Consider the following 24,523-nt stretch of genomic DNA (forward strand, 5'->3'; position numbering starts at 1 on the left):
TTGTTTTCTTAGTGAGAGGGTGAGTCGGCGGCTTTGGTGATGGGTTGGCCTTCCTTGTGATGGCTCATGATGTAGGCGACGACTTCGACGACGCGTTTGACGCCGAGTTGGGGTTCCCAAGGGGGCATGCCTTTGGAGGCATCGGGGGATCCTTTGCGAACGATTTTGAGGACTTCAGTGGGGAGGCCGCCGTGTTTCCATTCGACATCGGAGAGGGAAACGCCGGGGAGTTTTGTGCCGGCAAGGGTGCCGCTGAGGTCGGGGGCGTGGCAGGCGGCGCAGTTTTGTTGGAAGGTGGCTTTGCCGGCTGCGATGGTGGCGGGGTCGAGGGACATTGCCCAGAGTTTGGGGTCGTCGAGGGATTCGAGTTCCTTGAGCCGGGTGTTGTCGATTTTTGCCATGGCGTCGTTAATGCGTTCCTCATCGGATTGGATGACGCCGAGCTGGTAGTAGGCGAGCCAGTAGAAGACGAAGAAGGCGATGGCGATGTAGAGGGTGAAGAGCCACCAGTTGGGGAGTTTTTGATCGTATTCCTGGATGCCGTCGTAGACGTGGTCACGCAGGATGGGGGTGTTGGGATCGGGGTTGGGGGAGGAGGACATGGGGGGAGGGGTTCAGGGGTTTTTGTCTTGATTGGGGGTGGGGTTTGCGGGAGGGGCGGGGTCGAGCGGGAGTTGGGCGATGTGGTTGATGAGTTCCTTGCGCGTGGTGAGGGCGCGAAGGGAGCCGATGATGAAGGCGGCGAAGGTGAAGATGAAGGCGATGATGGGCACGATGCTGGCCCAGTGGTCGTAGAAAACGCGGTGGAACATGGGGATGGTTGGTTAGCGTTGGGTGGTTTGCAGTGGTGCGGGAGGGAGAGGGGCGGGGCGGTGAAGGTCGGGAAGGGCGGGCGCGAGCGGAGGAGGGGTGTAGGGAATAATCTCGGGCACTTCTTTTTCGACGTTGTCTGCCTGTCCGACTTTTTGTAGATAGGCGATGAGGGCGATGATCTGGGTGTCGGGCATGGCAAAGGCTCCGGCGTTTTTGAGGTCGGTGGCAATGGCGATGCCTTGTTCGATGGCACCCTGTTCGATCTCGTGTTTGTTCATGGGGGGGTAAGGAACGCCGAGTCGGGTTTGCACGGCGATTTTCGCGGGCAGGCCTTTGATGTCGGTTTTGTTTTCGAACAGCCAGGGGTAGGCAGGCATGTTGGAGCCGGAACTGACGGCGCGCGGGTCGAGCATGTGGTTGAAGTGCCAGATGTTGGGGTATTTGTCGCCGATGCGGGCGAGGTCGGGTCCGGTGCGTTTGCTGCCCCACTGGAAGGGGAAGTCGTAGATGCTTTCGCCGAGTCGCGAGTAGTGTCCGTAACGAAGAACGTCGGGCACCATGGTGCGGATCATCTGCGAGTGGCAGTTGTAGCAGCCTTCGCTGACGTAGAGGTCGCGTCCGGCGAGTTCGAGGGGTGTGTAGAGTTTTTGCAGTTTGTCCTCGACGTTTTTCGCGCGGTTGACGGTGATGGTGGGGAGGATTTGGATCATGCCACCGGCGGCGACGGCGAGCAGGGTGAGCACGGTGAAGGGCATGTAGTTCTCGAGGAGTCGCTGATACCAGAAGCTCCAGGTCTGGCCGCTTTTGCGGAAGCGGTTCACGGCCATCCAGCTGAGCCAGAGGCTGCTGATGAGGGCGGCGAGGTTGGCTCCCGGGGGAAGGAAGAACCAGAGGGACATGAAGAGCAGTCCGAGGAAGGTGAAGGTGAGGGGGTCATTGATGAAGACGTCCTTCCACTTCATGGTGTCGTGGGTGGAGCTGGCGGGAACGTTAACCTCACGGGTTTCGTTGTAGGGTTTTCCGCTGCGGATGGTTTTATAGAGGTTGTAGCACATCAGCGTGAAGCCGACGAGGTAGAGCAGGCCGCCGAGTGCCCGCATGAGCATCATGGGGCGGATGGCGTTGAGGGTTTCCACGAAGTTGGGGTAGGCGAGCACGGTGCCGCCTTCGGTGGTGGCGTTGAGCATGAGGCCTTGCATGATGCCGGAGACCCACATGGAGGCGACGTAGAAGAGGATGCCGATGAGACCGATCCAGAAGTGGAAGTTGGCCATGGCGATGGAGTGGAGTTTGGTGTTCCAGAGTCGCGGGGCGAGCCAGTAGAACATGCCGGCGGCCATGAAACCGTTCCAGCCGAGGGTGCCGGCGTGGACGTGGCCGATGGTCCAGTCCGAATAGTGGGAGAGGGAGTTGACGGCGCGGATGGAAAGCAGGGGGCCTTCGAAGGTGGCCATGCCGTAGAAGGTGACGGCGGCGACGAAGAATTTGATGACGGGATCGGTGCGCAGTTTATGCCAGGCACCGCGGAGGGTGAGCAAGCCGTTGAGCATGCCGCCCCAGCTGGGGGCCCAGAGCATGAGGCTGAAGAGCATGCCGAGCGTTTGCAGCCACTGGGGAAGGGCGGTGTTGAGAAGGTGATGCGGGCCTGCCCAGATGTAGATGAAGACGAGGGACCAGAAGTGGATGATGCTCAGCCGGTAGGAATAGACCGGGCGTTCTGCCGCTTTGGGCAGGAAATAATACATGATGCCGAGGATGGGGGTGGTGAGGAAGAAGGCGACGGCATTGTGGCCATACCACCATTGGACAAGGGCGTCCTGAACGCCTCCGAAGATGGGATAGGCGTGGGTCCAGGAGGTGGGGATTTGCAGGTGGTTGACGATGTAGAGCATCGCCACGGTGATGATGGTGGCGATGTAGAACCAGAGGGCGACGTAGAGGGAGGGTTCGTTGCGCTTTTTGAGGGTCCAAAAGAAGTTGATGGCGAAGACCACCCAGATGAGGGCGACGGCGATGTTGATGGGCCAGATGAGTTCGGCGTATTCTTTGCTGCGGGAGTAGCCGAGGGGAAGGGTGATGGCGGCGGCAACGATGATCAACTGCCAGCCGTAGAAGTGGATTTTCGAGAGCAGATCGGAGGCAGTGCGGACCTTGCAGAGGCGCTGGGTGGAGTAGTAGATGCCGGCGAACATCATGTTGCCAACGAAAGCGAAGATGGCGGCGTTGGTGTGGAGAGGCCGCAGGCGTCCGAAGGTGAGCCAGGAGGTGTTGAAGTTCAGCTGCCAGTAGTTGAGCTGGGTGGCAACGAGGACGCCGACGACCATGGCAATAAAGCCCCAAAAGACGGCGGCAAGCATGAACCAGCGGACGGTTTTGTCATCGTATTCAATGGTGATGGTGGTTCCGAGTTTATCAGGGGGTGTCATGGTGGGGTGATTTGACCTTGGGTTGGGGGTTGCCTGGGCATTGAGGCGGATCAAGAGGAAGCAGGGCCTCTTGTTCCAAGCTGTTGCGGGTGCCTTTCTGGCTGCCCAAAAACAGGATCACAAATCCTCCTGCCAGCAATAAACTGAGAAAGATGGTGACAGCTAATGCTTCCATTCTGAACGACCGGGTTACCTGATTTCCAGGTATCTCAATAGAGTCGCAAAACAGGTGTCAATCTCTGCACATATTGGGCATTGGATGCCGCTTCTTGAGATCGCGCGAGGGGTGGGTTGTGGGGCAATCAGACACTTTGAGGCGCTTGTTTTTCGAAGGGTTGGAGGCCTTCAACGACTGGGGGCACGCACGCGCGGGAAGTGGCTGGGCAAGTCACGCCGGTCGCCGTTGTCGGGGTGAATGAACGAGGGTTGACGCCAGGGGCGATTGGGGAGGGAATATCAAGGCAGATAACGTTGAAGAACTTCATGCCATTTGAGGTATCCTGAGCCGTTCAAATGGATCCCGTCGGATGTGTAGCGTGGATCCAGTTGATTGCCGTTGGAGACCATCGTGGAATAGAGATCGATGTAGATGATTTTTTGTCCATCAGCGATGGTTGCCATTTCTGTGTTAAACTCCTTGATGGACTGGGTAACGGCAGGACTTAGATTCATGCCTGTGGTGGAGCGCCACACGTCGGAATTGATGGGCAAAACGCTTTGAAGAAACAGTTGGGTTTGTGGTGAGGTGGTTTGGATTTGCACAACGAGATTGCGGTAATCTGCCATCACCTCGCTGCTGGGTCTGCCTATCCGAAGATCGTTGATGCCAATCATGAGGAAAAGCTGTTTGGGATGATGCTGCAGAATTTTGTCCAAGCGATGACGCAAACCTTCGATGGTGTCGCCGGCAATACCCCGGTTCAGCGCCGGACGTCGCAACAACTCGTTCCAAGGACAAAAATCGGTGATCGAATCTCCGGCGAAAATGATCGTGGCCTCTTGTGGAGGTAGAACGGCATAGGTGTTGGCCCGTGCTTGATAAGCGGGCGAGTCAAAGTAACTGGGGGCCCTCAACTCAGACCGTGACGATGGCAAGATCTTTGCAAGCAAATAGGAGACTCCGCCTTTTTTATGGACAAAAATCACGCCTGCTCCCAAGAATAACAGGTTGAGGACCAGGGAAAGGGCAAGGATCGTTCGCAATCGTTTCATGGTTCGATGTCCGATTCATTAAACAAGGACACTTCATCTCTCAAGTATAGTTGTCTCGACCGAGCATCCCGACACTGACTACGTCCTGGACGCCACCGATGTGCAGCAACTAAAAAAGGAAACCGATGACTACGCCGCAGTGTTGGTCGCACCCAGCTCCACCATCGCTCAGCGCAAATCACAAACGCAGCAATTGCGTGCCTTGTTTCGCGAAGCCCACTAGCAACTCGTCGGCATGGTCCGCCTCATCAAACGCTTCGAACGAGCCTCAGGCGGCCCCGCGATGATGTCCGCCTATCACGCCTCACGCGTGATCCGGGTCATCGCGCACCGTTCTGAGAACGGCACCGTCACGTCCCCGCTCGCTTAGACGATTAAGGACTCCTGCATGGGGCGCATCATCCATCTCCACTGTTCTCAGATGCAGGGATGTCATCTCGCCAACCGGTGTCTCGGGCCGCCTTGCTGGCGGCAATAAACAAACCGACATCTCGCATCACTTCGCTGAAGACGACGGCTGGCACCGCTTGCAGTGGTAGAGCTTCCGCCCTGCCGCACGCGAAGAATTTCACCCTGACAATGTGTAGCCAGATGATCAATTGCCCGGTCGTTGCAGAGGGACGAACGTTTTCAGTCACTTTGAGTGCGGCCCGGATGTCTAGTTTTAGGAATTCCACCGAAGGCTCAAACTGGCTGGGACCTCCGTGAAATTGGTAGTCCCAGCCTCGCTGTCGGCAAAGAGCGGCAAAAGTTCCCTGATGGAGAACTTCGCCTTTGAAGCGTGTGTCCTCGGTCTGGTCCTCTGGGCTGGCGTCCTGCCGATGAACTTCTCTCAAGGCCTGCTGGAAAGGCTGGATCAATCGCCGGGCCAGCACCCACCGCTGCCAGGCTTGAAATTGGTCATCGGACAACTCAGCCGGATGCCAGAGTCGCACCGAATCGGTGTCCGTCGGCGTGAAAAGTTCGCCCTCAATGGTAACCCATCGTCCGTCTTCGTTGGCCTTTTCGAACGGTTCGAATCCGACGACGGTGTCACCCGCCTCCCAAAGCAGCCGTCGACTCAAAGGACCAACGAGCGGATGAGACAGGTAATGGCTGCGCCACACCCCACCAGAAATCCGACGTCCGAGGCACATCATCGCTTCCAACCTCAGGATTTGATCCCGCCAGGTTTTCTTCAGGTTACGCAGTAGCATCTGCATTTCCGCCACGCTTTCGGAGTGGTCGCGCGCCACGCTGGCAGGAGGCTTGAAACTGGGTGGTGATGTCCCGTCACTCCACAGGAGAGTCGGGGTGCCGGTTCTTGCGAAGGCGAGGCTCACTGAAAAATCGCCCACTTTATACCCTAATTCACCGCTGCTCGTGAAACCATGATCTGGCACCGATGTTTCCTCCAGAACGGCCCACTCGGCACCACTGCGTTCTTCGACGGCAGTCACCGCCTTCGCGACGCCTTTGCGGGTGGACTTGTGCTTCGCCGCCGTCCGCAGCCGGACGATAGCCTGGGTGGCCGAGGAGTCTGCCTGCTGGCTCAGGACATGGGCGCAGGCAGCCGCGATTTTGGCTGATCGCGGACCGATGTTTTTGAGTTTGAGAAGGCAGCGTTCACCTGCGTCACGGAGATGGTCAACCAAGTCAACGTGAGGAATGCAGAGCCAGATTAGAGCACGTAGGAGATCGGTGAAATCTTCATCCAGCAGGTCCTTCCGTCCTGATACGTATCCCCGGAATCTCACTTCCAACGGACCGTCTCGCCCCAGCGATTCGAGAATATCACGCATGATGAGCGTGAACACGGGCAACTCCATGACGAGAGCCCCCGCTTCACGGAGATAAGCCTTGCCCGGCTTGGCAGAGTGCTGGCTATTGGCGAGCGCGAGGAGCGCATCCCATGTTTGACGTAAGTCGGCGGGCAGCGAGTTCTGCCAATTCCATGCCACCGCCGTCCATGCATCACGGATGTCCGGTAGGACGTCGTCGGTGGAGAGTTTCAATGCCACCGAGAGTCGCCTCATCAACGCCCGGTGCGCCTTGTCGGTTGCTCGTTTAGAAATGAGAGGCAGGTGTTTTCTTAGACACGTGAGCAACCGGATGGAGAACTTTCCAATCGTCTCCTGATGCTCGGTCCACTGAACCAATTCATCCAGCGGAAGACTGGAGAAAGGGTATCTTTTGGCAGCCTGAGCCTCAATCCAGCCGCACACGGCGGAGTCCGCGGCGGAAACGCCTCTTTTCAGCAATTCGCCCACAAGGCGCAGCACATCCCAAGATGAATTTTCTTGGTGATGGTGATAGCAAAGCCATTCGAGCGCCGCTTCTAAAACTCCCTGTTGTTCCTCCCGGCTGAGGTTTATTGCCGGATGCGGGTTGTTTCGAACCGGGTAGGGGCGCCACGTTTTTAGGCATGCTTGTCTGAAGCGTTCGAACTCGTCTGCGGTCATTTTGGGGCGTGAGCTGATTGTTATCTAGATAGGGTTGCAGTGATCTGGATTACCCATGATTAGTCGACAGCCTTGATCGCGCCACTTTTCCAGATCGATGGATATATCGGGGTTGGCGGATTTCTCGATATGAGACCCGAGTTGCTTCAACGTCTTTTGCCAGCACTAGCGTCCTTCCCGAGGGCGGGCGGCCGGTTCTGAGTTTCGGGGGAATCCTGAACTTGATGCATGACCATTTGGGGGAAGGGAATGGCCCAGCCGTGTTGGTTGCAGGAGTCGACGGCGAGGCGCTGGAGGGCGCGCTGGAGGGCGGGGTAGTTGTCGGCCTGGTCGCCGGTGAAGCGGGCGACGAGGATGTAGTCGAGCGATGACTCGGAGGCGCTTTTGAACTCGACCACCACGACGACGAGATGGGCGGGGTCGACTTGTTTGAGGAGGCCGGCGGTGATTTCTTCTTTGAGGATGTTGGGGATGGTGGTGGTGGCGTCTTTTTGATGACTGTAGTCGATGCCGAAGGTGGTGGAGACGGCGAATCCGTTGTGAAGGGAGGTGGCGTCGAGCTTCATGAAGTCGGCGGTGGCGATCCAACGGTGCTGGCCGCCACGGACGTCGAGTTCGACGTAGTCGGGGCCGAGGGCGATGACTTTGGCGAGGTCGGTGCCGTTGATGAGGATCCATTCGCCTTTTTTGCAGGGGAACCAGGTTTCGTCCTTGGTGGAGACGCGTGAGGTCATCTCCATAAGTTGCTCAAGGGGGAGTCGGACGCCGGGGCCACCGATGGCGGGGTTGGTGAGCTGGGTGAAGAGGTTGATGCGGCCGACTTTCCAGGGGACGCCGTTGATAAAGACGCGTTCGCCTTCGCGGACGGCACCGAGGTTGAGGAGCATGCGGACCTGCTCCATGTAGTTGGTGAGTCCGGATTTGGCGGCAAGGATGAGGCCGATGAGGGTGAGAACGGCGAGGGAGCCGAGGAGCCAGTCGCCGCGTGCGTAGAGGATGAGAAGGGCGGCGAGGAAGGCGAGGACGATGCTGACGCCCTGATGGAGGACATCAAGGAGGCGGGCGGCGAAGCTGAGTCGTTGATACTGCCGGAAGGGCAGGTATTTCATGATGTAGAAGTAGATGGCGCGCAGGACGGCGAGAACGATGATGAAGGTGAGGAGGGCGAGGAGGATGTTGAGTCCGCGGGCGAACACGGCGTCGCGTGCGGAGAGGGCGATCTGGCCCCAGAAGTCGGCACCGGTTTTGCGGAGTTCGGTGAGCTGGTAGCGGAGGACTTTGGCGCGGTCGGTGGCTTCTTCGAGCCGGGATTGCCAGGTTTGAGTGCCTTTATTGAGCAGGTCGAGGAGGGCTTTTTGATTGGCGGGGGTGGCGTTGGCGGAATTGCGTTGTTTGATTTCGCCGATGAGGTTCTCGATGTGGAGGAGGGCGGCCTGGGCCTGGGTGCTGCGATCGTCCTGGATGGCGATTTGTTGTTGGAGGGCTTCCATGGCACGGGGGCGTTTGGTGAGTTCACGGAGGTCGCCGATGAGCGGGGTGATGAGAGATTGGAATTCTTCCTGAACGGTGGGTGGGGTGGTGGGTTCGGAGGTGCCGTTGTAGTCCTGGTCGCTGATGCCGCTGGCGATTTGCATGAAATCGCGCTCGAGTTCGAGCCGGCGTTTGTCGAGGTTGGTGATCTGGGTTTCGAGGTCGGTCTTGACGGTCGGGTCTTTTTCCGCAGCGGCACGTTTGCGCAGGTCGCTGAGCTGGCGGACGATGTTCTGGTAGTTGTCGTGAAGGGTGAGGAGGGTTTCGGTGGTGCTGGAGGTGGTGGTAGCGGGGGCGGAAGGGGGGACGATTTCGGTTTGGGCCGGAAGGAACGGGCTGAGCAGGATCAGCAGAAGAGGGATGAGGAGATGGCGACCGGTCATGGTGGGGTTAAGTAGGAGTTCTTGGGGTGGAATGGCAAGCGTGGGATTATGGAAGAGGTGGATTCGACGGGAATGTGTGTGTTTTAATTGCGTGGGGGAGTTTCCTGCTTATTGGCAGACGGTGGTCTTTAGTTCGCACGTTTTCCTTTTCTATTTTTTGCCGCTGGTGGTTCTGGGGTATTATTTGATCCCCAAAATCGGGCGGCATTTGTTTCTCACGGTGGTGAGTTATGTGTTTTATGGGTGGTGGAATCCGTGGTTTACGTTGTTGATGCTGGCTTCGACGGCGGTGGATTACTGGTGCGGGAAGGTGATTGCGAGTGGGGAGGCAGTGGGGGATCGAGGGCGAATGAGGCTGGGGATGTTGATTTCGGTGACTTCCAATTTGGGGGTGCTGGCGTTCTTCAAATACACGGCATTTTTGATGGAGAGTGCGCAGGGGATGGCAAGCTGGATGGAGTGGGGGGTGCTGCCGGTGCCGGAGTTCTTCCGTAACATTGTGCTGCCGGTAGGGATTTCGTTTTATGTGTTTCAGAGCATGAGTTATTGCATTGACCTGTATCGGGGTCATGCGAAGCCGGCGGATTCGTTTGTGGATTTTGCGTGTTATGTCGCGTTGTTTCCGCAGCTGGTGGCGGGTCCGATTGTGCGTTACGGGAGTGTGGCGGAGCAGTTGCGCAGCCGGGTGCACACGGTGGAGAATTTTTCGTTGGGGGTGACGCGGTTTTGTTTGGGGTTTGCGAAGAAGATCATGTTGGCGGACCCGATGGGGGCGATTGCGGACGGGGCGTTTGGGGCGGGGACGGGGTCGCTGACGACGGCAATGGCGTGGGTGGGTATCGGGGCGTATGCGTTGCAGATCTATTTCGATTTTTCGGCGTATTCAGACATGGCAATTGGTTTGGGGCGGATGTTTGGGTTTCATTTTATTGAGAACTTTGCGTCGCCGTATAAGAGCGTGAGCATCACGGATTTCTGGCGGCGCTGGCACATTTCGCTGTCGACGTTTTTGCGGGATTATCTGTATATTCCGCTGGGGGGGAATCGGAAGGGACCGGCGCGGACTTACATCAACCTGATGGCGACGATGTTGCTGGGGGGGTTGTGGCATGGGGCTTCGTGGAATTTTGTGGCGTGGGGGGCGATCCATGGCGGGGTGCTGGCGTTGGAGCGTTGGTTTGGCAAACATGCGTCGCTGGCGCGGTTGCCGAGGGTGATCAAGATGGCCTACACGTTGGTGATTGTGCTGGTGGGCTGGGTGTTTTTCCGTGCGGAGAATTTTGAGGTGGCGGTGGGGTATTTGAAGGTGATGTTTGTGGGGGCGGAGGTGCGTCCGACGGCGTTGATGTTGCAGGCGGAGTTGTTGAGCGGGGCGAATTTGGTGACGATGGCGGTGGGGTTGTTTGCCGTGTGGTTGATGCCGAACACGCAGACGATATTGCGTCGGTTCGTGTTGTGGAAGGCGGTGCTGGGGCTGGTGCTGTTCGTGGTGGCGGTGGCGATGATGTTCACGAGTGGGTTCAGTCCGTTTTTGTATTTCCAATTTTAAGTTCCTAGAAATTTTTGTATGTCGCAGATGCATAATCCTTACGCGGAAGAGCGCGATCACACGGTGTTTGAGATTGGCCACGGGGTGGCGTGGGTGGTGGCGGTGGTGTTCATGTTGTTGTTGAGCGTGCCGCCTTTGGTGGAGCATGTGGACAAGGGGCTGAAGGAAAAGTGGGCGGAGAGTCCGGTGGGGAGGTTGCTGGGGTGGAAGCCGAAGGAGACGACGTTGCTGGCGCATATTCGCGCGGTGGAGGGCGGGCTGGATGCGGCGGGGTATAGCACTTGGATGCGGCAGACGACGCAGGGCTGGCTGACGAGGGAGTTTGCGTTGGGAAATCGGAAGTCGTTTATTGGCTATGAGGGGTGGTTGTTTTATCCGCCCGACTTGAGGGCATTGACGGGGCACGGTCCTTTGAAGAAGGAGCCGGTGAGTGTGATGAAGGCACCGGAGTTGGCGAAGCTGCCGGAGACGCGGGATGTGATTGTGGCGTTTGCAAAACAGTTGGAGGAGCGCGGGGTGAAATTGGTGTTGGTGCCGGTGCCGTTGAAACCGATGATTTATCCAGAGCATGTTTCGCCGTTGATCACGAATGAGTGGATCACCCACCCGGATGCACCGGCATTTTATGAGTTGCTGCGTCGGGAAGGGGTGGAGGTGTTGGATTTGACGCCTGATCTGGCGAAGGTGCGCAGCAAGCGTCAGCATGTGTTCGTGCGCGATCCGGACCGGCGCGACAGAGAGGCGGTGGCACAGGCGCAGGAGGATGCGCGGAAGTTACAGAAGGCGTTTTTGATGCAGGACACGCATTGGAGTCCGGAAGCGATGCGGGTGGCGGCGGAGAAGGTGGCGGGGTATTTGCGGGAGAATCATGGGGATTTATTGGAGCCGGTGGAGGAGATGATCCGGGCGGAGGACGGGGTGATGAGGAGCAGCTTGGGGGACCTGGTGCATTTGCTGGACCCGAAAGATGCGGACAGGATGTTTGCGAAAGAGGAGGCGTTTCTGCGGGTGATCGGTGAGGGAGCCCGCAGTCGTGAGAGTGGCCTGGTTCTGTTGGGGGACAGTTTTGTGAACATTTATGATGATGCGAGTTTGGGGTTTGATGATCCGGCGGTGGACAATCTTCAAGAGCCGAGGATGCGGGCGGGTTTTGCGGAGCAGCTGGCGGTGGTGTTGCAGCAGCCTCTGGATGTGATTGCAATGAACGGGCGGGGTTCGACGGAGGTAAGGAAGGAGTTTGCGCGGCGTCCAGATGACGAGGTGCGGTCGAAGAAGGTGGTGGTTTGGGTGATTGCGGCGCGGGATGTGTTGTTGAGCCGAAGCGCGGCGAAGCAGGCGGACATTGAGTGGGGATTCGTGGAATTTAATCCGAACAAGAGCAAGGCTGGGGCTGAAGTGGCGGTAGCGAGCAATGGGGAGATGCGGGTGGTGGTGGAGGCGATGTTGAGTGAGAAGTCGCCGAACCAGAGTCCGGTGGGCACTCCGTATCGGGAGGCGTTGCATGCGGCGGTGTATGATGTGGAGAAGGTGGTGGAGGGAAAATTGGAGGCGCAGCAGGTGATCGGGATTCAGTGGACGTTCAGGGACAAGGTGATGCAGCCAACTTCGGATTTTGCCGAGGGAGGCCGGTATCGGTTGACGTTGGTGCCTTGGGATTCGAAGCCGGAGTTGCAGGGTTTGAATCTGGAGGACACGACATCGGTGTTTGATGCGGAGCGGTGGTTTGTGGAGAAGGCAGAGGTGATGGAGTGATGAATGGGGAAGTAAGATTTTGCTAGTGGACTGAAGACCGACGAAACGTCGGTTGTCCCAGTGGTGGTTTGTGGAAAACGTCCATGATCCCAGTGTGGAGGTGATGGTGGTGAGGTGCTCGCACTCATTCCAGGGCCGATTACTATAAGAAGCATTGACGATTTCGTTCGTCTGGGGTTCCATTTGAGCTTATGAAAGCTTTCGCTGTTGTTACTCTGCTACTGTTGTTTTTTATGAATGCATCGTCTGTTTCTGCTGAGGCTCCTTACCGCCACATTGTGTTGTTCAAATTCAAGGAGTCGGCGACGCCGGAACAGGTGAAGGGAGTGGAGGAGGCGTTCAAGGCGCTGCCGGGGAAGATTGACACGATTGTGGATTTTGAGTGGGGGACGAACGTGAGTCCAGAGGGCAAGGATGACGGGTTCACGCATTGCTTTTTTGTGACGTTCAAGGACAAGGCGGGTCTTGAGGTGTATCTGCCACATCCCGATCACAAGGCGTTTGGTGCCGGGTTGAGGGAGATCCTCGACAAGGTGCTGGTGGTCGATTACGTGGCGACGAAGTGAGGTTTTCTTTCTCAAGATGATCAATTTGCGATGGCTGGTCGGGGTGTTGGTAGCGGTGACTGGCGTGGCTCCGGCTACTGTGTCAGCGCAGATGCCCGCTCCGCCGTTGCCGTTGCGGGAATTTCGGGGGGCGTGGGTGGCGACGGTGCATGGGGTGGACTGGCCGTTTGAGCCTGGCGATCCATCGGCGAAGCAGCAGAAGGAGCTTTTGCAGATCATCGAGAAGGCTTCACAGTTGCGGTTGAATGCGTTGATTTTTCAGGTGCGACCCGCGGGCGATGCGGTTTACAAGTCGGATCTGGAGCCGTGGTCGCCGTATTTCACCGGCGTGATGGGTCGGGCACCGAATCCGCCCTGGGATCCGTTGGAGTTCATGGTCAAGGAGTGTCATGCGCGGGGCATTGAGGTGCATGCGTGGTTCAATCCTTATCGTGCGCTGGCGAACACAAAGCATAAGGGAACGGGCAAACACATTGCCGCGCGGCATCCGGAGTGGTGCTGGAAGTATGGGAATTACACGTGGATGTGCCCTGGGGAGCGTGGGGTGCAGCAGCTGGGGATTGACGTGATCACGGATGTGGTGCGCCGTTATGATGTGGATGGCATCCACCTGGATGACTATTTTTATCCGTATCCGATCAAGGACAAGGCGGGAAACAAGATTGAGTTTCCTGATGATCGTTCATGGAATGCCTACAAGGCGACCGGTGGTGGACTGACGAGACCGGAGTGGCGTCGGGCGAATGTGGATGGATTTGTCCAGAGGTTGTATACGGCGATCAAGGCGGAGAAGAGATGGGTGAGGTTTGGGATCAGTCCGTTTGGAATTTGGAGACCAAACAACCCGGCGGGGATTGCGAAGGGGGCGTTGGATGCGTTTGAGGACCTTGGCGCGGATTCGTTGCGGTGGTTGCAGGCGGGCTGGTGTGACTATTTTGCGCCGCAGCTTTATTGGCCGTCGGAGCCGAAGAATTTGAGTTTCCCGTTGTTGTTCGACTGGTGGATTTCGCAAAACACGGCGCGTCGGCATGTGTGGCCGGGGATGGCGTCGGAGAGGGTGTTGAAGGACCGGCAGCCGCATGAGATTTTGAAGCAGATCAGTCATACCCGAATGCGGGGGAACTACATGCCGCCGGGGCACATTCACTGGAACTTCACGGCGCTGGCGAAAAACAAGGGGACACTGGCGGACCTGTGTGTGCAGCGGGCCTATCAGAACATGGCGATCCCGCCGTCGGCGGCATGGTTGGGAAGTGAGAAACCGGCGGCACCTTTGATGAAGCTGGAGGCGGGATCGGCAACCTGGGGATATGCGGACAATCGGCTGGATTCTTTTGTGAAATGGTGGCTGGTGCAGAGTTTTGAGAACGGCCGGTGGGTCGACAAGAAACTGCTGCCTTCGGACGTGCGGAGTTTTGCATTGACCAAGGAGATGACGGGATTGTCAGTCCGTGCGATAGGGCACACCGGGATGGCGAGTGAGCCTGCGTTGGTGCGGTGAGGCAGGTGGTGATTGAAGGGAATTTGCTTGGCTTGGTGGCGATTTGGTTGCAGGTCAGGGATGAATGATTCGAAATCTGATTTTTGACTGGTCGGGGACGCTGGCGGATGATTTGGCGGCAGTTTTGACGGCGACCAATGGAGTGCTCGGACATCATGGCCGTGCGGTGATGGATCGGGAGGAGTTTCGACGTTTGTTCCGGCTGCCTTACACGGAGTTTTATCAGGACGTGTTGCCAGGGATCTCGCTGGAGTCGGTGAAGGAGCAATACATGAAACATTTTCCATCGGATCATTCGGTGGTGCCGATGCTGCCGTTTGCGAGGGAGTTTCTGGAGTTTGGTGTGGCGACAGGGAGGCGGATGGTGGTGATGAGCAGTGCGCCTGAAGAACATGTGCGGGCGCAGGCGGAAGCAAATGGGGTGACGCATTTTTTTGAGGCGATCTGGGGTGGGATCATCGACAAACGGATCGCGGTGCATGAGTTGCTGGCGGAGATGAAGATGAGACCGGAGGATACGGCGTTTGTGGGCGACATGCGCCATGATATCGATGCGGGGAAGGCGGGTGGGGTGCTGTCGGTGGCGGTGGCAACGGGATATGAGTCGGTGGCGTTGTTGATGGAGTCGGTTCCTGACGTGGTGTTGCCGGATTTGTCGAAGCTGTCGTTGCTGTTGGGTGGGGCGCTGCCGGTGGCGACCGTGGGGGCGTTGATTTTTGATTCGAAGGGGAAGGTGCTGCTGGTGCGCACACACAAGTGGCAGAACAGGTGGGGGATTGCCGGTGGGAAGATTCGACGTGGGGAGTCGGCGATGGATGCCTTGCACCGTGAGACGATGGAGGAGACGGGATTGGAGATCGGCGACGTTGAGTTGGTGATGGTGCAGGATTGCATTGAGCCCGAGGAGTTTGAGTCGTCTGCGCATTTTGTGTTGTTGAACTACACGGCGACAGTCGTGGGTGATGATGACATTGAGGTCACATTGAATGACGAAGCGGAAGAGTTTTGTTGGGTTTTGATGGAGGAGGCTTTGAACATGGATTTGAACAAACCGACGCGATGGTTGATCGAAGAGGTCGCCCAAAAAAAGAGATGAATTGCCATGAGTGATGAAATTTTGATTCAGGGATTGGAGTTGCCGGTGCGCATTGGAGTGCCGGAAGCGGAGCGTGCTGCGTGGCAGGTGTTGCGTGCAGACATCCGGCTGAAGCTGGCGCGTGGGTTTGATGAGATGGCTGACGATTTGTCAGAGACGGTGAACTATGCGGAGTTGAGCGATGCGGTGAAGGCGCTGGCGGCGGAGAGGCCGCGGCAGTTGTTGGAAACGTTGGCGGCGGAGCTGGTGGCACTGGTGCTGAATGCCGATGGAGTAATGGAAGTGGAGGTAATGCTGAAGAAGCGAATTTTGCCCGGCACCGATTTTGTTGCTGTTCGAATGCATCGAATCCGGGAATCGCAGGCGTAGATTAAGAAACGCTTGCGTGGGCGTCATCCCGCAGTTTTGCTAACCAGGATGAGTCATGAATTTGTTATCCCCTACAAAAGCACCTTCCACCATCGGGTCATGGATCGGGCAAGCCAAGATGTCTGAGCTGCCTACCTCCACCGACCCGGATTACGATTTGATCGTCCGTTCCCAGAACGGCGACACGCACGCGTTCGATGATCTGGTCCGCAAATACACGCCCAAGCTTTATGGGCTGGTCTACAACATGACGTCGAACCGTGATGACACGGCTGACTTGTTGCAGGACATTTTTGCCAAAGCCTACCGTTCTTTGAAGCGCTTTCAGGGCAAAAGCACGTTCTACACATGGATTTATTCCATCAGCGTGAACATGACGCTGAATTTCCTGAAAAAGCGTGGTCGCTACACGAAGTTGAGCCTGGATGATGTGGACAACGGGATTCAAAATGACCCGGATTTCATCAAGCTCACCTCTGGGGGAAATCCCTTGAAGGATGTTAATGTTCATGAACTGCAAAAAAGGTTGAACGAGTCGATGCAGAAGCTGTCAGAAGACCACCGAACAGTGGTGACCCTCTATGACATTCAAGGTTTGCAGCATTCAGAAATCAGCAAAATCTTGGGAGTCAGTGAAGGCACGGTCCGTTCGCGGCTCTTCTATGCCCACCGGCAATTGCAGAACTATTTGGAAGACTTCAGATAATCGATTCTTCATCTAAAACGACTCGACCACTTTGATGAATTTCCTACCTTCAGTGTAAATTATACTCCACCTATGAGCGACTTCGATGACATTCAGAGATTGATCAGGCTCAAGCGACATGAGCAACCCCCCGAAGATTTCGTAGACGACTTTGTCCGGTCATTTCAACAGCGCCAGCGTGCTGAATTGTTGCAAAGCTCCGCCCGTGGATTGCTTTGGGAAAGAATGGAAACTTATTTTGAGGGATTTTTTGCTCCCAAACTGGCATGGGCGACCGCAGCCGTGGCGGTTGTAGGCGTGGGATGGTTGGCGATGAAGCCAGCGGGTGAGATTTCCAGCTCAGGATCATTGGCCCAGCATGCTGTGCCTAGCGCGTCAGTTGATGTGGCGGCGGCTGGGATGCCGATCACGGATCAAGAAGTGGCGGAGTATTTGTTGAGCCGTCATTATGATGGGATTTTTGCGAACGAGGAGCGCCGTCCTGTGGTTCAGTCTCCGCAATTTGAGCAGCCGTTCGATACTCAACACGGTGGGTTGCTTCCTGTTGGGTTCACGCTCGAGCCACAAAGGTGAAGGGCTGGTCAGGTGATTTAGATTTTAACAAAAGGCCGCGAGCAATCGCGGTTTTTTTGTCGGCGCATCGCGGATTTTTTGATCTCAAAAGTCAAGCCGTCGGTCTAGCCGCCCGTCCCAACGGGACGACTCATAAAAGCCGGCAGAAGGTGCCGGGTTAAGGAGTCGCACAGGTGGCGTCCTGTCGGGACGCTTCATTTTAGGGGCGGAGCAGTCATTTCTCCGCATTAAGCGTCCTCACAGGACGCAACTCATGTTTTGAAACGAACCCGGCACTGGGTGCCGGGCTTTTATGAGGCGTCCCGTTGGGACGCAGCCCCGGAGCGATCACGGATGAGGACGGTATTTGCTGCATCGTCTTATCAAGGGGGCGACCCTTGTAAAACTGGCTCTCCAAGCGGCTGGGTGTGACTCCATTCCTTCGGTCGCGATGCACGGTCGGAGGATTGAAGCTGGGAAATCATGGGTGGAATCACAGCGCTGGATTCTGCGAGAGATAGTTGCGCAGCTCGGCGAGTTCGATTTCGAATCCGCCGCTCAGGATGGGCCAGCGGCACCACGTTTTCGGGTCGAGGTTCTCATCGTCATAATGGAAGCTGGGGGCGTAGCGTTCGCGCTTCCATTGGTTGCGACTCCACAGTCGGAAGAAGCGGTCGGTCCACTCGCCCAATTGGGCGGCCTCGATGTCGGGGAACTGCACGCGCATGATCTTGAAGACATCCATCGGACCTTGTTTGTCTCGGATGGCAGCACGCTCGATGGCATCGAGCAGCGGGTAGGGCATGAGATCGTTTTCGTCGGTCTGGGCTTGATCAGGGGGACGAAGCTCGGCCGTGGGCTGCTGAACGTTGACGGCCCGGAGCGTCGGGATGGCGAAGGTCTGGGAGCCGATGAGTGGTCCTTCAGTTTCCATCCAACTCAGCCACTCGCGCAACCATGCCTTGTCGATGCCGGCAATTGGGGCGAGCCCGCCGCTGGTGTCACCGTCCATGGTGGCGTAACCAACAGCGGCTTCACTGCGATTGCTGGTGGAGAGAAGCAGGGCACCGTTGATGTTCGCGAGCATCCAGATGCCGGGGGAGCGAACGCGTGCCTGGATGTTCTGCAACGCGATGTCGTCGGTTTTCCATTCCAGTTGTCGTCCCAAGGCGTGTTCGATGGTGGAAACGTAGGCTTGATGGATCGCGCTGACATCGAGTTCGTAGTGATGGGCACCGAGGGCTTCCGCGATATCGAAGGCGGCTTGTTTGGTGACAGGGCCACTGTTGTCGGTCGATTGATAGGCGGTCGTCAGCAACTGCCGAACAAGCTTGCGGTGGTTGCCATCGGAGAGGATGTCCAGCTTCCAACCCGGAGACGAAAGGATTTGAACGAAGCGGTCGACTCCGAGTTCGTCGACGGCGAATTCGACCATTAGAGCCACCAGGCAGGAAATGGCGGCAGAATCGGCTCCGCCGCTGAGGGAGACAATAAATCCGCGCGACCGGCTCTTGCGCATGTAATCGAACAGACCAAGGGCGGCGGCGCGGGAGAACTCTTCGTGTTTTTGCCGGGGTTGATGCTCCCAATCGCTCAGCGTTGGAGGTGGCGGCGCATCGGCCAGGGAGATATCCGGCCAGAGAAAGGGCGAGCTGACGAGCAGATGCTGATCGGTGATGAGCGAGGGGCGATGGCTGGCGGTGCGGGCCTGCATGAGCCGGGTGAGTTCCACATCAACGGTGGCGGTGGTGACGCGGCACTCTTCGAAAGTGAAGCGCGGACCTTCGGCAATGAGGCGTCCACCACTGGCGATCATGGCATCGCCGTCGTAGATGGCGCGACCGGCTTCATTGCCGACGAGGTTGGCGTAGATGTAACTGACCCCAAAAGCGCGCGAGCCTTCGAGGACAAAACGTTTGCGGATTTCGGTTTTGCCGAAGGCGAAGTGACTGGCGCTGGGATTGAGGATGAGGTCGGCTCCGTGGGCGGCCAGCAGAACGCCGGGACGTTGGGCGACCCAGGCGTCTTCGCAAATTTCGAAACCGATGCGGATGCCACCGACATCGAACAACAGATCGCCGATGGGGATGGATTCGCCTTCGGGGGTGATGTGAATGTCTCGCTTTTGCACCGGCCAGGCTTTGAACCAGCGGGGTTCGTAGTGGAGTCCATCGCCAGCCAGATGGCGTTTGGCGACGAGGCCGAGGAGCCTGCCGTCCACGGCCAGTGCCACGCAGTTGAAAACCGCGTTTTGATGGAGCACGGGGAGGCCGAAGGCGACGATCAACCCCCTGGTTTCGGGAAGCAATTTTTGCAGGGTTGCCCAGGCTCGCTGGCAGGTGTTGGAGCTGAGGAAGGCATCCTCGCAGCCATAACCGGTGATGCAGAGTTCGGGAAGGCAGAGGACGGTGGCTCGCTGGGCACGCGCGGATCTGACCGCCTTCAAAATCCGGGAGGCATTACCGTGCCAATCGAGCGGAGTCTGATTCAAAACGGCAGCGGCGAGATGCAGGAGTTTCATGCGTGGATTGAAGAGGGAGCGCTTCGGTGGGGACGCAACTTAAACCACAACCAGGCACAAATTCACCTGAATTCATCACGCGGAAGACGGGATGTCAGGCAGATTGCTATTCGGTCCCTAGGGGCGGCTGGGGGTCGTCAACGCCTTCATCGCCATGTGAGAGATCTTCTTTGGGATGCAGCGTTTCGTCATCGGTGTTGGGCTCTTCTTCGTCAATGAGGTGAGTTTTCATGCCGACTGAATCGGGACTGGGGATTTGATTGGTCTCGAAGGTTTCGTCTGCCGGCAGTTCAATCGAATCACTGAGGACGAAGCTGTCCGGTTCAAGCATCGAGCAATTGGGTGGTGCCATGCCGACTGGAATGGCGCTGATTTGCGACTTGCGCGGCTGTTTAAAATTCTGGGGGACCGTTGAGGTCGGTGGCTTTTTCGGGCTGGCCGGGGATGAAGTCGATGACCTGGTTTTGTTGGCGGAGTTTTTCCTGGAGGGCTTGGATGTTGATGGACTGGACGGGGACTTCTTCTTTGATGGCTTGTTGGGCGGCAAGGCCGGCGGCTTGTCCGGTGATCATCCAGACGCTTTCAAGTCGCAGGGTGCAGAAGGCGACGTGGGTGAAGCTGGCGGCGCAGGGGACGAGGAGGTTGGTGGTTTGCTCGGCTTTGGGAGTGAGTGAGCGGTAGGGGATTTGATAGGCGTAACCCATGCGCCAGATGCGGCCTTCGTTGATGAATTCGGTAGGGGAGAGGGCGAGGCGTTGGACGTGATGGCTGTCGATGAAGTGGCTGGAGTTGCCGATGGTATCGGATTTGCGTCGGTCGGTGGTGACGTCGTGCTGGGTGACGATGGTTTCGCCGATCATGCGGCGGGCTTCGCGGACGTAGAGCTGGTAGGGGAGGTGGTGGTTGTCAGTGAACTCGTCTTTGTGGAGGCCGAGGGATTTCATTTCGTCCTGAACATGGGTGGGGACGGCGGGGTCGCTGGCGAGAAAATGGAGGAGACCAAGGGTGTAGTCGAGGTGATCGTTGTAGATGGTTTTGCGTTGGTCGTAGCTGGCGTCGGACCAGGTGAACTGGCCGCCGAAGTGGCCGAGGGAAATGACAGCGGCTTGTTTGTTGTTGAGTTCGAACTTGCCGTTGCGGCGTTTGTAGAGGTCGAGGATGTTGTCGAGCTTGGTGGGTTTGTTTTTGGCGGTCTGATCACGAAACCAGTGGGCGAGGATGGCGTAGCGGTTGGGATCGTAATTTTTTGGGGCGGGGATGGGAACCTGGAGATTGGGATCTTTGGCGACGGTGAGGCGGAAGTTGTAGTTCATGGGCGCGGGATGGGCGTCGCCTTCGGTGTAGTCCTTGGCCCAGCCGCTGATGCCGGGGAGGAGATTGCCACTGTCGTCGGTGGTGCGGGCGGTGCGTGGAGTTTTGTCGAAACGGATGCCGGCGGCTTCCTCGTTGAACTGGGCTTTAGATTCGCGACCGATGGTGTAGCTGACGCCAGCGCGGGCCATGAGGTCTCCTTCGTAGCTGGCATCGATGAATTGTTTGGCGTTGATGATGGTGCCGTCGGTGAGGGTGATGTGAGTGATGCGGGGGCCGGTTTTGTGGACTTGGGTGACGCTGGCTCCGTAGCGGATGTCGACTTTGGTTTCGGCGAGCATGGCGTCGTAGGTTTTCTGGGCGACGCTGGATTCGAAGTAGTATTCGGGTTGGTTGGTGCCGTAGTGCGTGCCGAGCCGGGGGTAGAATTCGTCGGAAAAACCGCCGATGGTCCATTTGAGCATGTGCTCGGATTCGGCGGTGTTGATGCCGCTGGTGCTGAGTCCGCCGACGTGTTTCTCGGGTTCGATGAGGATGACGCTGGCTCCCTCGCGGGCGGCAGTGATGGCGGCAGCGATGCCACAGGGGACGCCGCTGTAGACGACGATGTCGGTGTTGAGGGTTTGGGGTTGAGCTTGGGTGTGGACGAGGCTAGTCAGGGAGAGCAGGAGAATGTGCCAGAGTTTTTTCATGGGAGGAAGATTCGGTGGTATGGAGTGCAGTCCGGTTGCGGAAGGCTTGGACAGAGGAAAATGATTTTTTGCTGGCGGAGTGTCGGGATGGGGGGATGGTTAGGCGCTTATGAGCGACAATATTCTGGAGAAGACGCGCTGTTATCTGTCTGGTCCGATGGATTTTGTGGGGTCGCGGGTGATTGAAAAGTATCTGGGTTGGAGGGCGATTTTGACACCGATCTTAAAAGGGTTTTCGATCCGGGTGTTGGATCCGTGGAACAAGCCGATCATTCGCGGGCATAGCAATTATGGTCAGGAAGGGGTGTTGCCGAACAAGGAGCAGTATGAGGCGGATTTCTGGACCAATGCGCAGACGAGGGTGCAGTTTGAGCGCGATTTTTGGGAGACGGTGCACATCGATTTAAGGATGACGGATTTGTCGGACTTTGTCGTGGCCTTTGTGCCGACGAATGTTTACAGCGTGGGGACGGTGCATGAGATTATTGTGGCGAGATTGCAGTTCAAGCCGGTGTTGTTGATCAGTCCGCCGGTGAAGTATGATTTTTTCCCGGAGCTGGCGGAACTTTCGGACGAGGTGAAGCGGGCGTTGAAGTTTGCGGGGTTCAAGGAAAATCCGCAGGGAATTCCGAGTCAGTGGTATGGAAATATTGTGGGTGGTCGGAACATGTTTGATGGGTTTGGCTGGGAGGGGATCGACATCAAGCGACCGGATTTTTATGAGGTGTTGATGCAGCAGGTGCTGGAAGATGCGAAGCCGGCGGAGGAGTCGGGGGCAGATTGGGAGCGGTGGGTTTGTGTGCGCAACTGGATGGCCGAGGCGCAGGCACTGAAGTCGCTGAAGGGCGGGGTGCTGGATTATGTGAAGTTTGCGGATGATCGGGAGCGGGGCCTGTTTGAAGCGGAATTGAATGAGGGCAAGGAACGCGAGAGACGGTATTTCTGGCACAATCAACCCTACACGCCGAAGCGGTCGTTCTTGTATCAGTTCCTGTGCATAGCGAGCGGGTATATTCCGCCCAAGTTGAACATTCTATCGCAGTTGAACGCCGAGGGGCAGGTGGTGCCGGTGTTGCAGGAGAGTGTGGATGATGACTGGTTGTTGATCTCCACGGAACACGAGAATTGATTTTATCTAGATGAAGGGATGAGGGCGAAGGGGTAAAGGAAGCGCGATGTTTTTGTTTGAGCTGTTTCTGAATGTTTGTGCGCCGATTTTTGTGGTGGTGGGGTTGGGGTGGGTGTTGGATCGGAAGTTTAGGCTGCACCTTGAGACGCTGGTGAAGCTGAACATTTATTTGTTGGTGCCGGCGTTCATTTTTTGCCGGGTGCTGGATACGGAACTGGGGGAGGGCGAGGCTTTGAAGATTGTGGGTTTCACGATGGCGACGATCTTTGCCATGTTCGTGGCGAGTGCGGTGTTGGGTCGGCTGCTGGGCTTGAATGAGCAACGCAAGCGGGCGCTGGGATTGGCGACAATGTTTTACAATTGCGGCAACTACGGGCTGCCGTTGGTGACGCTGGCGTTTGGTCACGAGGGGGCGGCGGTGCAGGTGTATGTGCTGGCGACGATGAATGTGGCGACGTTTACGATCGGGCTGTTCCTGGCGCAGAAGAAGGGCGAGGTGGGTGATGTGGGGCAGCACTGGCGGACACTGATGAAGGTGCTGCGGCAGCCGACGTTGTATGCGCTGATGGCGGGAATGTTGTGCCGATGGATGGGCTGGAGGGTGCAGGAGGTAAACTGGCTTTGGCAGCCGTTGGACTTGTTGCAGTCGGGGTTGATTGGATTCGCGCTGGTGACGTTGGGGGTGCAGATGTCGCAGACGCGACCGGAACCGTTTAGGGCGCCGCTTTGGGCGGCGTTGGGGACGCGACTGGTGATGGGACCGCTGGTGGCGGTGGGGTTGGTGAATGTGCTGGGATTTTCGCCGCTGGTGGCGGGGTCGCTGATATTAGCGGCGGGGGCACCGACGGCGGTGAACACAGCGCTGCTGGCGCATGAGTTTGAAGGGGACGTGTCGTTTGCGACTTCGGCGGTGTATTACAGCACGATTTTTAGCATGGTGACGACGACCGTCACGCTCGCCCTATTGAAAGGCTGAGGGAGAAGCACTTTTCTCTTTTCACTTCTCCCTTTTGACTTGGCCGAGCATGTCACGGAAGGGTCGGCTGGTGTTGGCGTAGTCAGGGTATTTGGGGTCGGGTTCGAGACCGGGAAGGTAACGCCAGTGTTTATACATCCATAGCCAGCATTCGGGGCGCTGGCGGATGTGGATTTCGAAGTGATCCCAGGCGGCCTGGGACATGGCGGCGGGCGTGGGATAGTCGGTGGGGTGGAGGATCTTGAATTGGAAATGATAACTGCCGTCGTCGAATGGGGTGCAGAGGCCGGCGACGATGGGGAGGTCGAGGCGTTGGGAAAGGCTGGCGTGGAGGGTGGTGACGCAGGTTTTTAGGCCGAAACATTCAATGGCGGCGGCGGTTTTGTTGGGTTTGATGGTGAGGTCGGTAAGCAGGGCAACGTGTCCGCCGCGCTTGAGTTCCTTCATGAGGCGAAGCATGGCGCCTTGCTGGGGAATGACACGATGGCCACTGTTTTGACGAAGGCGGGTGAAAATGGTGGTGAGGGAAGGGTTTTTGAAGTTTTGGGCGACGACGATCAGGGGGACGTCGCGAAATCCCATGATGAGGCTGATGAGTTCGAAGTTGCCGAAGTGGGGGGTGACCCAGATGGCACCTTTCTGCTTGGCGATGGAGATGGCTTGTGGGACCTCGGGGTGGTCGTGGAAGAGTCCGTCGATGTTGTCCCGTGTGAGCCGAAGGGACCAGAAGAGGTCAAGAAAGGTGCGGGCGAACGTGTGGTAAGAGGCGATGGTGATGCGGCGCACCTGATCGGGGGTGATGTTTTGGTCGGAAAAAGCGGCGTAGAGGTTGGTTTTGGCGGTGGTGCGTCCACGGTAGTCGACGAGGTAGGCGATGGAGCCGAAGATCTGGCCGAGCAGAATGATGAGGGGGCGGGGGAATTGGGGCAGCGCCCAGGTGGCGAGTCGGACGAGGACGGTTTCGATGGCGGGACGAAGGTTCTTCACGTTTGCGGTTT

At 57.4% G+C, this 24,523-nt stretch carries 21 protein-coding genes; 10 read left to right on the forward strand and 11 right to left on the reverse strand.

Annotation, left to right across the window (positions count from 1 at the left end; translation table 11 throughout):
* Positions 1 to 8: 8 nt before the first annotated feature.
* From FEM03_RS10860 to FEM03_RS10885, 7 genes are all read right to left on the reverse strand, one after another.
* Positions 9 to 602 (reverse strand): cbb3-type cytochrome c oxidase N-terminal domain-containing protein, encoded by a 594-nt coding sequence (locus tag FEM03_RS10860; protein WP_138086277.1) that lies wholly within the window; start codon positions 600 to 602, stop codon positions 9 to 11.
* 12 nt (positions 603 to 614) lie between these two features.
* Positions 615 to 812, reverse strand: a complete 198-nt coding sequence (locus FEM03_RS10865; protein ID WP_138086278.1) for a hypothetical protein — start codon at positions 810 to 812, stop codon at positions 615 to 617.
* A 12-nt stretch (positions 813 to 824) separates the two neighbouring features.
* The gene (gene ccoN, locus FEM03_RS10870) at positions 825 to 3,239 is read right to left on the reverse strand and encodes a cytochrome-c oxidase, cbb3-type subunit I (RefSeq protein ID WP_138086279.1); all 2,415 of its coding nucleotides are present in this window, start codon (positions 3,237 to 3,239) and stop codon (positions 825 to 827) included.
* Complete coding sequence (locus FEM03_RS24750) at positions 3,226 to 3,414, reverse strand: hypothetical protein (RefSeq protein WP_206170965.1); 189 nt, start codon at positions 3,412 to 3,414, stop codon at positions 3,226 to 3,228. The genes ccoN and FEM03_RS24750 overlap by 14 nt, the downstream gene beginning before the upstream one ends.
* 281 nt (positions 3,415 to 3,695) lie before the next feature.
* Complete coding sequence (locus FEM03_RS10875; protein ID WP_138086280.1) at positions 3,696 to 4,451, reverse strand: GDSL-type esterase/lipase family protein; 756 nt, start codon at positions 4,449 to 4,451, stop codon at positions 3,696 to 3,698.
* 398 nt (positions 4,452 to 4,849) lie between these two features.
* On the reverse strand, positions 4,850 to 6,892 hold the full coding sequence (locus tag FEM03_RS10880; protein ID WP_138086281.1) for a DUF4132 domain-containing protein: 2,043 nt from the start codon (positions 6,890 to 6,892) through the stop codon (positions 4,850 to 4,852).
* A gap of 146 nt (positions 6,893 to 7,038) precedes the next feature.
* Positions 7,039 to 8,805, reverse strand: coding sequence for a hypothetical protein (locus FEM03_RS10885; RefSeq protein WP_138086282.1), 1,767 nt, complete (start codon positions 8,803 to 8,805; stop codon positions 7,039 to 7,041).
* A gap of 166 nt (positions 8,806 to 8,971) precedes the next feature.
* Here FEM03_RS10885 and FEM03_RS10890 point away from each other — a divergent pair, with 166 nt between their 5' ends.
* From FEM03_RS10890 to FEM03_RS10925, 8 genes are all read left to right on the forward strand, one after another.
* A complete protein-coding gene (locus FEM03_RS10890; protein ID WP_240772750.1) occupies positions 8,972 to 10,354 on the forward strand; it encodes an MBOAT family O-acyltransferase in 1,383 nt (460 codons plus the stop codon).
* A 27-nt stretch (positions 10,355 to 10,381) separates the two neighbouring features.
* Positions 10,382 to 12,106 carry an alginate O-acetyltransferase AlgX-related protein gene (locus FEM03_RS10895; RefSeq protein WP_166442784.1) on the forward strand — a complete coding sequence of 575 codons (1,725 nt, stop codon included), beginning with the start codon at positions 10,382 to 10,384 and terminating at the stop codon, positions 12,104 to 12,106.
* Positions 12,107 to 12,339: 233 nt separating this feature from the next.
* Positions 12,340 to 12,672, forward strand: a complete 333-nt coding sequence (locus FEM03_RS10900) for a Dabb family protein (protein ID WP_240772741.1) — start codon at positions 12,340 to 12,342, stop codon at positions 12,670 to 12,672.
* 16 nt (positions 12,673 to 12,688) lie between these two features.
* Positions 12,689 to 14,173 (forward strand): glycoside hydrolase family 10-like protein, encoded by a 1,485-nt coding sequence (locus FEM03_RS10905; protein ID WP_138086285.1) that lies wholly within the window; start codon positions 12,689 to 12,691, stop codon positions 14,171 to 14,173.
* Between the two features lie 64 nt (positions 14,174 to 14,237).
* Positions 14,238 to 15,269 carry an NUDIX domain-containing protein gene (locus FEM03_RS10910; RefSeq protein ID WP_138086286.1) on the forward strand — a complete coding sequence of 344 codons (1,032 nt, stop codon included), beginning with the start codon at positions 14,238 to 14,240 and terminating at the stop codon, positions 15,267 to 15,269.
* A 57-nt stretch (positions 15,270 to 15,326) separates the two neighbouring features.
* Positions 15,327 to 15,638, forward strand: a complete 312-nt coding sequence (locus FEM03_RS10915) for a dihydroneopterin aldolase (RefSeq protein WP_425501959.1) — start codon at positions 15,327 to 15,329, stop codon at positions 15,636 to 15,638.
* Between the two features lie 55 nt (positions 15,639 to 15,693).
* On the forward strand, positions 15,694 to 16,344 hold the full coding sequence (locus FEM03_RS10920; protein WP_240772742.1) for an RNA polymerase sigma factor: 651 nt from the start codon (positions 15,694 to 15,696) through the stop codon (positions 16,342 to 16,344).
* A gap of 72 nt (positions 16,345 to 16,416) precedes the next feature.
* Positions 16,417 to 16,917 carry a hypothetical protein gene (locus FEM03_RS10925; protein WP_138086288.1) on the forward strand — a complete coding sequence of 167 codons (501 nt, stop codon included), beginning with the start codon at positions 16,417 to 16,419 and terminating at the stop codon, positions 16,915 to 16,917.
* A 472-nt stretch (positions 16,918 to 17,389) separates the two neighbouring features.
* On the opposite strand, the gene nadE is transcribed toward FEM03_RS10925, so the two are convergent.
* The 3 genes from nadE to FEM03_RS10940 form a co-directional block, all read right to left on the reverse strand.
* Positions 17,390 to 19,417 carry an NAD(+) synthase gene (gene nadE, locus FEM03_RS10930; RefSeq protein WP_138086289.1) on the reverse strand — a complete coding sequence of 676 codons (2,028 nt, stop codon included), beginning with the start codon at positions 19,415 to 19,417 and terminating at the stop codon, positions 17,390 to 17,392.
* Between the two features lie 106 nt (positions 19,418 to 19,523).
* Positions 19,524 to 19,748 carry a hypothetical protein gene (locus FEM03_RS10935; RefSeq protein ID WP_138086290.1) on the reverse strand — a complete coding sequence of 75 codons (225 nt, stop codon included), beginning with the start codon at positions 19,746 to 19,748 and terminating at the stop codon, positions 19,524 to 19,526.
* A 61-nt stretch (positions 19,749 to 19,809) separates the two neighbouring features.
* Complete coding sequence (locus tag FEM03_RS10940) at positions 19,810 to 21,420, reverse strand: FAD-dependent oxidoreductase (RefSeq protein WP_138086291.1); 1,611 nt, start codon at positions 21,418 to 21,420, stop codon at positions 19,810 to 19,812.
* A gap of 109 nt (positions 21,421 to 21,529) precedes the next feature.
* Here FEM03_RS10940 and FEM03_RS10945 point away from each other — a divergent pair, with 109 nt between their 5' ends.
* Positions 21,530 to 22,549, forward strand: a complete 1,020-nt coding sequence (locus FEM03_RS10945) for a hypothetical protein (protein WP_138086292.1) — start codon at positions 21,530 to 21,532, stop codon at positions 22,547 to 22,549.
* Between the two features lie 46 nt (positions 22,550 to 22,595).
* A complete protein-coding gene (locus tag FEM03_RS10950; RefSeq protein WP_138086293.1) occupies positions 22,596 to 23,525 on the forward strand; it encodes an AEC family transporter in 930 nt (309 codons plus the stop codon).
* A gap of 21 nt (positions 23,526 to 23,546) precedes the next feature.
* Here FEM03_RS10950 and FEM03_RS10955 read toward each other — a convergent pair whose 3' ends face one another.
* Positions 23,547 to 24,512: a lysophospholipid acyltransferase family protein gene (locus FEM03_RS10955; RefSeq protein ID WP_138086294.1), complete on the reverse strand. Its 966-nt coding sequence runs from the start codon at positions 24,510 to 24,512 to the stop codon at positions 23,547 to 23,549.
* Positions 24,513 to 24,523 lie beyond the last annotated feature (11 nt).

The sequence above is a fragment of the Phragmitibacter flavus genome (assembly GCF_005780165.1).
Lineage (GTDB): Bacteria > Verrucomicrobiota > Verrucomicrobiia > Verrucomicrobiales > Verrucomicrobiaceae > Phragmitibacter > Phragmitibacter flavus.

Bases quoted from the DNA above. Each gene is read 5' to 3' on its own strand.
- FEM03_RS10860 (WP_138086277.1), bottom strand. From the start codon at position 602: ATGTCCTCCTCCCCCAACCCCGATCCCAACACCCCCATCCTGCGTGAC.
- FEM03_RS10865 (WP_138086278.1), bottom strand. From the start codon at position 812: ATGTTCCACCGCGTTTTCTACGACCACTGGGCCAGCATCGTGCCCATC.
- ccoN (WP_138086279.1), bottom strand. From the start codon at position 3,239: ATGACACCCCCTGATAAACTCGGAACCACCATCACCATTGAATACGAT.
- FEM03_RS24750 (WP_206170965.1), bottom strand. From the start codon at position 3,414: ATGGAAGCATTAGCTGTCACCATCTTTCTCAGTTTATTGCTGGCAGGA.
- FEM03_RS10875 (WP_138086280.1), bottom strand. From the start codon at position 4,451: ATGAAACGATTGCGAACGATCCTTGCCCTTTCCCTGGTCCTCAACCTG.
- FEM03_RS10880 (WP_138086281.1), bottom strand. From the start codon at position 6,892: ATGACCGCAGACGAGTTCGAACGCTTCAGACAAGCATGCCTAAAAACG.
- FEM03_RS10885 (WP_138086282.1), bottom strand. From the start codon at position 8,805: ATGACCGGTCGCCATCTCCTCATCCCTCTTCTGCTGATCCTGCTCAGC.
- FEM03_RS10895 (WP_166442784.1), top strand. From the start codon at position 10,382: ATGCATAATCCTTACGCGGAAGAGCGCGATCACACGGTGTTTGAGATT.
- FEM03_RS10900 (WP_240772741.1), top strand. From the start codon at position 12,340: ATGAATGCATCGTCTGTTTCTGCTGAGGCTCCTTACCGCCACATTGTG.
- FEM03_RS10905 (WP_138086285.1), top strand. From the start codon at position 12,689: ATGATCAATTTGCGATGGCTGGTCGGGGTGTTGGTAGCGGTGACTGGC.
- FEM03_RS10910 (WP_138086286.1), top strand. From the start codon at position 14,238: ATGATTCGAAATCTGATTTTTGACTGGTCGGGGACGCTGGCGGATGAT.
- FEM03_RS10920 (WP_240772742.1), top strand. From the start codon at position 15,694: ATGAATTTGTTATCCCCTACAAAAGCACCTTCCACCATCGGGTCATGG.
- FEM03_RS10925 (WP_138086288.1), top strand. From the start codon at position 16,417: ATGAGCGACTTCGATGACATTCAGAGATTGATCAGGCTCAAGCGACAT.
- nadE (WP_138086289.1), bottom strand. From the start codon at position 19,417: ATGAAACTCCTGCATCTCGCCGCTGCCGTTTTGAATCAGACTCCGCTC.
- FEM03_RS10935 (WP_138086290.1), bottom strand. From the start codon at position 19,748: ATGCTTGAACCGGACAGCTTCGTCCTCAGTGATTCGATTGAACTGCCG.
- FEM03_RS10940 (WP_138086291.1), bottom strand. From the start codon at position 21,420: ATGAAAAAACTCTGGCACATTCTCCTGCTCTCCCTGACTAGCCTCGTC.
- FEM03_RS10945 (WP_138086292.1), top strand. From the start codon at position 21,530: ATGAGCGACAATATTCTGGAGAAGACGCGCTGTTATCTGTCTGGTCCG.
- FEM03_RS10950 (WP_138086293.1), top strand. From the start codon at position 22,596: ATGTTTTTGTTTGAGCTGTTTCTGAATGTTTGTGCGCCGATTTTTGTG.